Source organism: Trichococcus pasteurii, from assembly GCF_900112935.1.
GTDB classification, from domain to species: Bacteria; Bacillota; Bacilli; order Lactobacillales; family Aerococcaceae; genus Trichococcus; species Trichococcus pasteurii.
The window spans coordinates 61,982-73,150 of the sequence record NZ_FONM01000016.1 but is presented as its reverse complement, the minus strand read 5'-3'; the positions used below and the strand labels follow the sequence as shown (position 1 = coordinate 73,150).

At 50.3% G+C, this 11,169-nt stretch carries 9 protein-coding genes and 1 pseudogene; 1 reads left to right on the top strand and 9 read right to left on the bottom strand.

What is annotated here, in order from left to right; genetic code table 11:
• A pseudogene (locus BM184_RS12195) lies at window positions 1–253 on the bottom strand (IS4 family transposase); the annotation flags it as partial.
• Window positions 254–522: 269 nt separating this feature from the next.
• On the opposite strand from BM184_RS12195, the gene BM184_RS12190 reads away from it, so the two are divergent.
• Complete coding sequence (locus BM184_RS12190) at window positions 523–1,413, top strand: DMT family transporter (protein ID WP_177208653.1); 891 nt, start codon at window positions 523–525, stop codon at window positions 1,411–1,413.
• A gap of 376 nt (window positions 1,414–1,789) precedes the next feature.
• On the opposite strand, the gene BM184_RS12185 is transcribed toward BM184_RS12190, so the two are convergent.
• From BM184_RS12185 to BM184_RS12145, 8 genes are all read right to left on the bottom strand, one after another.
• Window positions 1,790–2,644: a MurR/RpiR family transcriptional regulator gene (locus tag BM184_RS12185; RefSeq protein WP_086943558.1), complete on the bottom strand. Its 855-nt coding sequence runs from the start codon at window positions 2,642–2,644 to the stop codon at window positions 1,790–1,792.
• An 11-nt stretch (window positions 2,645–2,655) separates the two neighbouring features.
• Window positions 2,656–3,585 carry an exonuclease domain-containing protein gene (locus BM184_RS12180; protein WP_086943557.1) on the bottom strand — a complete coding sequence of 310 codons (930 nt, stop codon included), beginning with the start codon at window positions 3,583–3,585 and terminating at the stop codon, window positions 2,656–2,658.
• Window positions 3,586–3,627: 42 nt separating this feature from the next.
• Window positions 3,628–3,918: a hypothetical protein gene (locus BM184_RS12175; RefSeq protein WP_086943556.1), complete on the bottom strand. Its 291-nt coding sequence runs from the start codon at window positions 3,916–3,918 to the stop codon at window positions 3,628–3,630.
• A 238-nt stretch (window positions 3,919–4,156) separates the two neighbouring features.
• Window positions 4,157–4,867 (bottom strand): Crp/Fnr family transcriptional regulator, encoded by a 711-nt coding sequence (locus BM184_RS12170; RefSeq protein WP_086943555.1) that lies wholly within the window; start codon window positions 4,865–4,867, stop codon window positions 4,157–4,159.
• 180 nt (window positions 4,868–5,047) lie between these two features.
• On the bottom strand, window positions 5,048–6,955 hold the full coding sequence (locus tag BM184_RS12165) for a heavy metal translocating P-type ATPase (protein ID WP_086943554.1): 1,908 nt from the start codon (window positions 6,953–6,955) through the stop codon (window positions 5,048–5,050).
• A gap of 371 nt (window positions 6,956–7,326) precedes the next feature.
• Window positions 7,327–8,721 carry an L-cystine transporter gene (locus tag BM184_RS12155; protein ID WP_086943552.1) on the bottom strand — a complete coding sequence of 465 codons (1,395 nt, stop codon included), beginning with the start codon at window positions 8,719–8,721 and terminating at the stop codon, window positions 7,327–7,329.
• A 507-nt stretch (window positions 8,722–9,228) separates the two neighbouring features.
• A complete protein-coding gene (locus BM184_RS12150; RefSeq protein WP_086943551.1) occupies window positions 9,229–9,450 on the bottom strand; it encodes a heavy-metal-associated domain-containing protein in 222 nt (73 codons plus the stop codon).
• Window positions 9,451–9,535: 85 nt separating this feature from the next.
• On the bottom strand, window positions 9,536–10,921 hold the full coding sequence (locus BM184_RS12145; protein WP_086943550.1) for an alanine/glycine:cation symporter family protein: 1,386 nt from the start codon (window positions 10,919–10,921) through the stop codon (window positions 9,536–9,538).
• Between the last annotated feature and the right edge of the window lie 248 nt (window positions 10,922–11,169).

Below are 11,169 nucleotides of genomic sequence, written 5' to 3'. Positions count from 1 at the left end.
GGTTATAGTTCATTCGGACCTTATAAAAAGCGACGGTCGAAATGTCGAGCGGTTTCCTCTGATTATCGTAGAAATTTAATAGTTCACAAAATTGGGAGTTCCCCTTTTGCGCAAACATTTGAAGCATCAATGTGAGCGGGGTCGTTTTCCTTTTTCGGGTAAAAGCTTGTGGGTTCCCTTCGCGGATATCTTCCAGATAAATCGTTTGGGCTTCTTCAATATATTCCTGAAATACCGTCAGTTGGACCGTCATTTTTTAACCCTCCTTTTGATAAATGAACCATCCTCTTTACATTAAGTATAACGGGAAATATAAAGAGGAGGAATAATATCATCATAAAAAAAGCGAGAATGCATAATTTGAATGCATTCTCGCTTTTTTACAGTTGTCAAATCGCTTAAGTTAATGACATTGAGTTGACTGTGCGTTCCGTATTTTTTTGTGCCAGAGCTGTCCCGGCCGGTCAACTCTGTGATATGATGGGTGTACTGTTTTCATCAATCAAGGGAAGGTGTGGGGTTGTGTCGAAAGGAAAAGGGAAAGTGATGCTGTCGATGCTGATATTCGGGACGATCAGCATCTTCGTTAAGAATATCGATTTGGCTTCCAATCAGGTTGCCTTCTTCAGGGGTGCTTTGGGGAGTTTGTTCCTCTGGGGGACTTTGCTGGTGCGCAAGGAAAGGATTCCTTTGGAGCTGATAAGGAAAAATGCGAAATTCCTGTTGTTGTCGGGTTTTGCGGTAGGCATGAACTGGATCCTGCTGTTTGAAGCTTTCCGTTACACGACGGTATCGAATGCGACATTGAGCTATTATTTCCAGCCGATCTTCATGACGCTGTTGGCGCTGTTCGTTTTCAAGGAATCCTTGACCGCGAAGAAGATCGCGTGCGTACTTTTGGCTATGCTGGGGATGTTCCTGATCATCGGCGTGAGCCCGAATGCGGGGAATTATAATCATCCGGTCGGGATCGGCTTCGGGTTGGCTGCAGCATTTTTCTATGCGGTGGCCATTATGTCCAACAAAAAAATTGCAGGTCTTGGCGGGATCCCGCTGACTGCTTTGACACTCGTCATCGCAACAGGAATCCTGACTCCGTATGTCGCTCTGACTTCCGGTTTCGGATTAGGACAATTGACTGGCGGCTCCATCACCAGTCTGCTGGTTTTGGGGATCATCCATACGGGGATTGCCTATGTGCTGATGTTTGCGGGCGCCCAGGCGGTCGAGAGCCAGACCTTCGCAGTGCTCAGCTATGTCGATCCGGTGACGGCTATCATGGTTTCGGCGGTATTTCTGAAAGAAGACCTTTCACCTATGCAATTGGCGGGAGGCGTCTTGATACTGGCCGCGGCCTTCCTGAATGAATTTCTGGGCAACAGAGAGAAACAAATAGCGCTCAGCAAAGAGTAGCAAAAAGAAAAGCGGAAACGAGCCTCGTTTCCGTTTTTCTTTTTTTTTGCCGAAGAAACACAAAAACCCGAACAAATTTGTCCGGGTTTCGCAGAGAAGAACGTCTCGTTGCGTATGGCAGTACGCGGGTAAGACAATTTTTTCTCAGGAATGGAGTCATTTTTTCCGACGCTTACTGACTGAGCGATCTCACGCCGGGAGGAGGCTTCTCTGGAAGGTGAAGTTTCCTCATTTATGGATGCGTTCAGTATAAGCCATAAAGCTGCGCGAAAAAAGGGATTTGAGAGGAATGAAGGAAATCTGTCACAAATTCCGTCTCTGTCTTCATTTATCGTGAGAAATTTTTTTCAATCGGAGCAGCAAATCCGATGGAGCGTCAAGGCTTTATGAAGCTGATTTTTTTATAATAATCCATCTTCAGTGAGACATTCTGGTCATAATCAAGTTTGAAATAACTGGTGTACAGGCAATCCAACAAAAACAGCAAAGAAAGCCTGGTCGAAAACGAAGAAATTTTGTTGTAGTGACTCTCATTCGAGCTCATGTAAAGATGATGTGTGGCAGCTTTTGCGAAGGGAATCTCTTCGGTCGACGAAATCAACAGGATCGGCGATTTGTTTTTCTTTAGGATATTCACGATCTTGGGGATGACAGCCCCTCTGCCCCCGAATGAAACAATGATGGAAAGATGCGAAGAGTCGCTGGCGGCCGCCGTCAAACGTTGATGATACTCCTCAACTGGGACATTGACGAATCGGCCAATCTCCTGCATCTGGAATTTGAAGTTCTCGGCGAAAAACAGATTCCCGGCGGAAGTATAGAGATCGATCGCCGGCACCTTTTTCATCAAGGAAGCCGCCTGCCGCAGTTGTTCCAGATCCAGATGGTTGAGCGTGGACACCACAGTCTGCTCATAAAGTTCCTTCATCGTCCGCGTAATCTGATATTGGGTTTCATTGGAGTGGATCGGATAGTTGAAATCCAGCGTCGTCCGTTCCTTCAGGTAGTCGCCCATCGAAGCCGAAACCAGTATCTTCAACTCGGAAAGTCCGGCCAACTCCAATTTTTTGCATAAACGGTAAATCGTTGCGTTCGAAATGAAGCTGGCTTCGCTGATTTCCGCGGAAGTCATCTTCACGAAAGCTTCGGGATTTTCTTTTATATATGCAACCAAAATTTTCTCATTTTCGGTCAAGCTTACTAAATTGTCCATTTTGCTGAAGATGTTCATCTGTTATCGCCTCATTTCTTCAAAAAAATGCTCAGGAAATCCGATTCCGACAGCAGCGTCAGATTGTGGCCGCTGCCCTGCAATTCGCGGACAGCCTGGATTTTGCGGCTCTCGCCCGGCGTGCCGATTTTGCGCCAATCGCTGTCGGCGACGACCAGATAGAGGGTCTCATAACTCAGGTTGGCATCGAAATGGCCGCCGACATCGACGACGAGCTGGGCCAGATCGTTGCGCTTCAGTTTCTGGAAACGGCCGGTAAAGCAGACATGCTTGTCGTAAAAGACGTGTTCCTTGTCGAACAGCAAGCTTTTCGGCTTCAGCGGGGCTGCCGTTTTTGCCCGTTTGGCAGGGGTGCTTTTGCCGCCTTTCGCCACTCCGAAAGCATGCGAGAACAATTTTCCCATCCGATATTGGTATTCGTCCAGGAAGCCTTGGATGTCGTAGTCGTATTGCGCCAGCATTTTGCTGGTGATCAGCCCGCAGGCGACAGCATCCTCCACGGCGTTATGGTGGTTATCGATGGTCATGCCGAAGTAGTCCAATACTGTAGGCAAGCGGTTATTGTGCAGATCCAGCATGCGCTGCGCCATCTTGCAGGAACAGAAAAATTCGTTCTGCATCTTCGGCAGTTTGTAGGTTTCAATCGTTTGCTGCAGACAGCTCATGTCGAATTGGGCAAAGTGGGCCACGAGCGGATCTTCCCCGATGAAGGCACGGATGTCAGGATAAAGTTCGTCGAAGGAAGGTTCCCTGGCGACCATGGCCTCGGTGATGCCGTGGATTTGGATATTCCCGCGGCTGAAATACTGGCGCGGATTGATGAGCGCGTAATAGCGGTCGACTTCCTTGCCGTCGGAAAAGCGGCTCAAGCCGATGGAACAGACGCTGTCACCACGGCTGTTTGCAGTTTCAAAGTCAATGGCGACGTAATCCATTTGCATACATACTCCTTTTGGTTGTTTATTGAATAATGAATAAATGGCCTATTGCTGCTGCAAAGCCATGATCTGTTGGTAATAAGGGATCATGCTGCCCAAAGCGGCACCGATGATGAAGAACAACAGCATGCGGATCAAAATATAGGCCCAGCTTGCTGTATAATCCCGGGCCGGGTTTTTATTGGAACGTCGGAAGAGGAAGAACATGCCGATCCCCGCAATCCAACCGATGGCTGATAAGAGTGCTTGGGAAGTCGCTGGATTCAGGTAGCCGATCACGAAGCCGACAACCGCTGCAAAGGTCAACAAAAGCCCTTGCTTCATTTTTTCTGTCATCAAAAATTTCCCCCTTTTTCGTAAACTGTCTAGTGATCCAAGCCTGCCTCTCGGAAATTAGATAAATCGTACCTATTGCGCTCTACGATGCTCAGTCGGCACGATTTCCTAAATTTCTTTCGAGGCAGAGCGGGCTTGTCTCACTTTTCTAGCCTATTCTACCACAAAGCGCGCTTCTGGAATACGGTTGTGATCCGGCAAAAAAAGCCTTTCCCATTGACGGAAAGGCAGGAGTGTTTCATAAAAACAGCAGGCCATCGAGATTTAGGATGACGATTTCCCGGTGGTTCAGTTGTTTGATGAGGTGATGATCCTCCAATGAGCCCATCTTCCTGCTGATCGTTTCCGGTGTCGTCCCGAGGTAGGAAGCGAGATCCTTCTTCGACATCGGCAAGGTGATGGTGTCGCCGTCTTTCTTGGCCAGTTCGGCAAGGTAGAGGGCCAAGCGGGCTTCGACTTTTTCGGTCGCCACATAGGTCGTCTGCCGTTCCGATTTTTCCAGACGGTTGGAGAATTCCTGCAGCAATTTCAGCGAAATGGCCGGGTATTTCAACAAAAAATGCTGCAGATCGCTCCTTTTCATCCGGCAAACTTGGGTCTCCTTCACCGCTTCGGCATAGGCTTCGTGCTTCGATTCGCTGAAGAGGGCCAACTCACCGGTGAAATCGCCCGGATTGAGGAAACGCACGAGCTGCTCTTTTCCGGACTCGGCCAGCCGGTAAATGCGGATCAGGCCGGAATGGAGGATGTAGAGTGTATCCGACGTATCACCGGGGCGGTAGAGCAATTCGCCTTTTTTGTAGGTCGCCGGATGCGTGACGGACATGATTTCGTCCATCTGATCCGGCTCCAAGTGATTGAAGATCGGCACCAGCGAAATGCAGGAGCGGTGAGCGTTGCAAGAGCACGCGCCACTGCAGTTGTGGGCAGTTTTAGTTTGTTCGTTCATTTGGCAAATCCTCCTTTTCGGAATGGGACATGCAGTCTTGGTTGCTTAAATTGTACCGCAATCCGGCGGCTGCATGCGAATTTTATCTTGGATGTGAGCTTTTTATAACGACTGATGGCTAGCTTCACGGGTTAGCCCTTCGGAAATTAGATAAATCGTACCTATTGCGCTCTACGATGCTCAGTCGGCACGATTTCCTAAATTTCTCTCATGGCTGAACGAACCCGTTCCGCTTTTCTTCCGGTTGAACCCGATCAGGCGCATGGCGTTCAGGATGACGGCCAGGATGCTGGCTTCATGGATGAACATGCCGCTAGCGAGATGGACGGAACCCATCAGCACGCCCGCCAAAAGGAAGAACACGACCCCCACCGCAATAGCGATGTTCTGCTTCATGTTGCGCATGGTCGCCTTTGACAGCGAATAAGCATGGGAAAACTGCATCAGCTTGTCGGCCATCAGCACGACATCCGCCGTCTCCATCGAGATATCGGTCCCGCCTTCACCCATGGCCAAGCCGATATCGGCTGTCGCGATGGCAGGCGCGTCGTTGATGCCGTCCCCGGCCATCGCCACGACAGCGCCATCTGCCTGCAGTTGTTTGACGAAACGCACTTTGTCCTCCGGCAACAGCTCGGCGTGGTAGGCGTCCAATCCCAATTGTTCGGCGACCGCTTGGGCGGTATGGCGGTTGTCACCCGTCAGCATAATGATCTGTTTGATGCCGTTGCGGCGCATTTCGGCCAAAGCCTGCGGTGCGTCCTCGCGGATCTGATCAGCGATCGAGAATAGCCCGGCGAGCGTGCCGTCAATGGCTGCGAAAACGACGGTATTGCCGGTTTTTTCGCGTGCAATCGCGTAGCTTTCTGCTGCTTCATTTATCAAGATTCCGGACTGGGCCATCAGTTTGCGGTTGCCAGCGACGAGACGGCGGCCGTCAACTGTCGCTTTCAATCCGTGGCCCTTTATGACTTCCGCATCTTTCGGCTCAGCAGTTTCCAGGCCTTGTTGATGTGCGTATTTCACGATTGTTTGTCCGAGATGGTGTTCGGAAATGCGCTCCGCCGAAGCCGTCAGCTGCAGCAGTTCGCTGCGATCGACGCCACTGAGGATATGGATATCGGTCACTTCCGGTTTGCCTTTCGTCAGCGTGCCGGTCTTGTCGAAAACGAGCGTATCGACTTTGGAAAAGCGATCCATGACCTCGCCACCTTTCACCAGCACGCCGTATTTGGCGCCGTTGCCGATGCCAGCCACGTTCGATACCGGAGCGCCGATCACGAGCGCTCCCGGGCAAGCAATCACAAGGAAAGTGATGGCAAGATGCAGGTCACGCGTCCAAGCGTAAACGATGACGGAAAGCACCACAATGGCCGGCGTGTAAAAGTTGGCGAAGGCATCGAGGAAACGTTCGGCCTTGGATTTGGATTCCTGCGCCTCTTCGACCAATTCGATGATTTTTGCGAAAGTTGTGTCATCGCCGACCTTTTCCGCGATCATTTCGATGAAGCCTTCGTCCACCAATGTCCCCGAAAAGACGTTGTCATCCAATGATTTGTTGGCCGGGATCGCTTCGCCCGTCACGGCAGCTTCGTTGATGGCCGCCTGACCCTTCACGATGATGCCGTCAACCGGGATTTTGCCGCCGGGCTTGATGAACAGCCGATCCCCGACCGCGACTTCCTCGACCGGCACGATGACTTGATCGGTGCCATGCATGATGATTGCTTCCTGAGGCGCCATGTCGATCAAAGAGCGTAGAGAAGAACGGGTCTTTTCCAAGGTGCGCGCCTCCAGAAAATCACCGAACAAAAACAGAAAAGTCACAACGGAGGACTCCGTATATTCGCGGATGAAAAGCGCGCCGATGACCGCGATCGTCACCAACAGCTCGATGCTGAAAGCTTTCATCCGAAGTGCCAGATAGGCTTTGTGGACGATTGGGACTACCGCGATGAGCGTCGCGAGGATAAGTGCGTAGTCGACGGCTGCTTCGTATCCAAGGGTTTTCAAAGCAAAACCGATGACGATCAGGATACCCGAGAGAGCGGTGATGCAGTTTTTGTATTTGTTGATCCATTTGATCATTTGAATGACCTCCTCTTGTATTTCCTATAGCCTAATCATACGCCAACAGGCAGGAAAACGACTTGATGATGGTCAAGCTTTGGAAGCGGAAATTAGATCAGCAAAATCTCAACCGTCCTCCTCCGGCGAACGGAGGCTACGCCGGAGTACAGCCCACATTTAAGTCTTGTGCTCCGACGAGAACCTGCTCGCAGGAGAAGAGTCCTCAAATTACCGCTGTTCTCCGGCGTGGGAAGCCTCACCGGAGGAGCGCAGCGCATGCCCTGGTGTACGCCACCGCTCAATGACCTCCAAATAAAAAAGCTGCCTGCAGATTGCAGACAGCTGAGCCCTTCGGCGGGGCCGAATGAATATTATAATAGAAGAAAAGACTAGATGGCATCCCCATCAACGACGGCAGCATTGTCATTCAGGATGGCGGAATCGAATTCCCCGATGTTGCGGGAAGAAACGACGCCCGCCAGCATGCTGTCGTTGACGTTGGTCAGAGTACGCATCATGTCGATGACCGGTTCAACCGAGATGACCAGTCCGGCGATCGTAACAGGCAAGTTCATGGCGCCCAGAACGATCAAAGCGGCGAAAGTAGCGCCGCCGCCGACACCGGCAACTCCGAAGGAACTGATGGTAACGACAAGGATCAGCGTCAATACGAAGCCGATGCTGGTGACATCGATGCCCAAAGTTGGAGCGACGATGGTCGCCAACATGGCAGGGTAGACGCCCGCGCAACCGTTCTGACCGATCGACAAGCCGAAGCTGGCGGCAAAGTTGGCGGAGGCATCATCGACGCCCAAAGCTTTCGTTTGTGTTTCAACGTTCAGTGGCAGTGCGCCGGCGCTGGAACGGGCAGTGAAGGCGAAGCTCAAAACAGGGAAAGCTTTCTTGAAATAGGTGATCGGGTTGACGCCGACTCCAGCCAGAATCAAGCTGTGCACCAGGAGGACGACCAGCAAAGCGGCATAGGAAGCGACCACGAACAGTCCTAAGTTGACGATGGCTTGGTAACTGGATGTCGCCATCATTTTGGTCATCAAGGCCAAGATTCCGTAAGGAGTCAGGCGCAGGACCAAGGTAACGATGCGCATAACGATCGATTGGATGACTTGCAGTCCTTTATTGAACAAAGCAGCATTTTCGGGCTGTTTTTTCTTGATGCCCATATAAGCGATCCCGACAAAAGCGGAAAAGACTACGACGGCAATCGTACTTGTGCTGCGCAGACCGGCCAAATCCTGAAAGATGTTGGTCGGGATGAAGCTGAGCACTTGACCAGGGATCGTCAAGTCAGCGACTTGCGTCTGTTGGGTCGTCAAGGCTTCGATCCTTGCAGTTTCCGCGGAGCCTTGCGTGAACTGTGCACCATCAAGATTGAAGAGAATGACCGATGCCCATCCGATCAGGGCAGCAATGGCGGTTGTACCCAGCAAAGTGCCGAGTACGGATCCGCTGATTTTGCCCAGATTTTTGGTTTCTTCGATGCGGGTAAAGGCGCCCACGATCGACACAAAGATCAACGGGATGATCAGCATCTGCAGGAAGCGGACGTAACCGTTACCGACGATATTGATCCAATCGATGGCAGTCAGTGTGATTGTGCTGTCAGGTGCGAAAAGCAACTGGATGGCGGCCCCGAAGATAACCCCTAAAGCCAGCGCGATGAAAACGCGTTTTGAAAACTTGACGTGTTTGGCGCCCAAACGATAAAGTGCGAAAAGCAATGCCGCAAAGACGGCTAAAATAATGACAATGGAAATGATGTCCATTTGAATTCCTCCTTTGATTTATCTATCCCGAGAACGTAAAAAAGCCCTCGTCCCTATACTCCAAATGCTTGGAATACAGGGACGAAAGCTCTTCGTGATCCACCCTTATTCGCACGACCCTCGCAGATCATGCCTTATGAAGTACGCTAAACCAGCCATACTCCTGTACGCTATCGGGTACAAACCGAAATGACACTAACGCATCATTTTGCTCCGAGACGCATTTTCGCTTTCCAGACCATGCCTCTTCTCACCTACCGAGGCTCTCTTTGATAACCGTGAAAGGTACTTCTTCTCTTCAACGCACAACTTATTTTCATTTGTGTTTTCATGATAGCACGCTTATTTTTCAAAAGCAACTGATATCCCTCGGTTCAGGAATAATTGAATTTGCGGGAGTGATGGGCGCGGAAAAGACGAATAATTATCAGGAATCCATATTTTGGGAAACCTTCGACATCAAAAAAGCAGTGGCCGCCTCGAAATTAGGCGGCCACTGCTGATGGTCTAGGATTCTTTGACCGATTGGACTTCATAACCCAGCTTTTGGATTGTTTCACTGATGTCGTTCCCTGAAGTCTTGTTGCCGTCGAATTCGGCTTTGACTTTGCTGGAGTTGAACAGCACTTTGACGGTTTCGACCCCATCGATTTTGCTGACGGCGGATTCGATTTTCTTGATGCAGGATGGGCAAGTGACGGGTCCCAATTGGATAATGGCTTGGCTCATGATTCATTCCTCCTATGTGTCTGGTATGACTATAGTATAAGCGGAATACGCCGGAAAGAACTTGACCGGCATCAAGTATTCGAAATCATTTTACGTCGTAATCGTAGAAGATGCGGCCTTCCAACTTGCAGCGGTCGTAATCCTCCAAAATGCCCTTGACTTGATTGGACAAGTAGAAGAGACCGAATAAGTTGGGGATGACCATCAAGGCATTGAACGTATCGGCAAGCATCCAAACGATATCGACTTCCTGCAAGGCGCCCAAGAAGATGAAAATCGCCACCAAAATCTGATAAGGCAGGACACCTTTCGTTCCGAACAGGTATTTGATGTTCGATTCGCCGAAGTAGTACCAGCCGACGATTGTCGTGAAGGCGAAGAAGGTCAGGCAGATGGCCAAAAGAACGGATCCGCTGCCTCCGAACGCGATCGAGAATGCCGCCTGGGTCACTTGCGCACCCTTCAAGGCAGGGTCCAGATAGGATTCGGTCACCAAGATGATCAGTGCAGTAGCGGAACAGACGATGACGGTATCGATGAAGACACCGACCATGGCAGCCAATCCTTGCTGTACCGGATGATCAACGTGCGCGACAGCATGCGCGTGCGGTGTCGAACCCATCCCAGCTTCGTTCGAGAACAAACCACGGGCCACACCTTTTTGGACTGCCGCTCTTACCGATGCTCCGGCGATACCGCCGATTGCGGCTTGAGGCGTAAAGGCTCCGACAAAAATCATTTTGAAGGCAGGAACAACATTCTCACGGAAAAGGAATAAAATAACCAGACTGGCAACGATGTAAACCAACGCCATGATCGGAACGACCAATTCGGCGAATGATGCGATGCGCTTCATTCCGCCTGCGAAAATCAGGATGGCTGCCAAGGCAACCAGGAAACCGGTCACCCATTCCGGAATGGCGAAGGCGGTGGTCACAGCCGATGCGATCGAGTTCGATTGCACCATATTACCGATGAACCCTAGCGCTACGATAAGGGAGACGGAGAAGAATTTTGCCAGAGCATTGGATCCGACCCCTTTTGAAAGGTAGTATGCCGGTCCACCGACGAGATCGCCTTTGTTGCGGTCGCGCATCCTATAGACTTGCGCCAGGATGGCTTCATTAAAAATCGTACCCATACCAAGGAACGCGGACACCCACATCCAGAAGATCGCTCCCGGTCCACCACCGAGGATGGCCGTCGCCACACCCGCAACGTTTCCTGTCCCTACCTGTGCGGCAACAGCAGTCGCCAAAGCCTGGAAGGAGGACATGGAACCTTCCTGGGAAACGTCTTTTTTGAACAATTTACCAAAAACTTGTTTGAAAGCTTCCCACATGCGCGTAACTTGCGGGAACCCGAAGCGGATCGAGAAGTACAATCCGGCAAAAAGCAGGCCATATGTCAAAAAGTAGTCCCATAAGAGAACATTCACATAGTCGGCCAAAAAATTATATACAACATCCATATAATACCAAATCCTCCAATAAGTGAATTCACACCATTTTATTATGTATCTTTGATATTCTATCGATATCATATGGCTGTGTCAATCTAATTGTGAAACTTTCATTAGAAAAAACATCCCCAAGCGAGGAGGGGATTAGAAAATTGTGATTAAAAACACATGTTTCTTTTGAAGAATAACGTTTATTTGCATGGGTACAAGCTGGAAATCAAACGAAAACGGATTGGCAGGGAGTTGAGTTTCAGAAA

Bases quoted from the DNA above. Each gene is read 5' to 3' on its own strand.
- BM184_RS12185 (WP_086943558.1), bottom strand. From the start codon at position 2,644: ATGAACATCTTCAGCAAAATGGACAATTTAGTAAGCTTGACCGAAAAT.
- BM184_RS12180 (WP_086943557.1), bottom strand. From the start codon at position 3,585: ATGCAAATGGATTACGTCGCCATTGACTTTGAAACTGCAAACAGCCGT.
- BM184_RS12175 (WP_086943556.1), bottom strand. From the start codon at position 3,918: ATGACAGAAAAAATGAAGCAAGGGCTTTTGTTGACCTTTGCAGCGGTT.
- BM184_RS12170 (WP_086943555.1), bottom strand. From the start codon at position 4,867: ATGAACGAACAAACTAAAACTGCCCACAACTGCAGTGGCGCGTGCTCT.
- BM184_RS12165 (WP_086943554.1), bottom strand. From the start codon at position 6,955: ATGATCAAATGGATCAACAAATACAAAAACTGCATCACCGCTCTCTCG.
- BM184_RS12155 (WP_086943552.1), bottom strand. From the start codon at position 8,721: ATGGACATCATTTCCATTGTCATTATTTTAGCCGTCTTTGCGGCATTG.
- BM184_RS12150 (WP_086943551.1), bottom strand. From the start codon at position 9,450: ATGAGCCAAGCCATTATCCAATTGGGACCCGTCACTTGCCCATCCTGC.
- BM184_RS12145 (WP_086943550.1), bottom strand. From the start codon at position 10,921: ATGGATGTTGTATATAATTTTTTGGCCGACTATGTGAATGTTCTCTTA.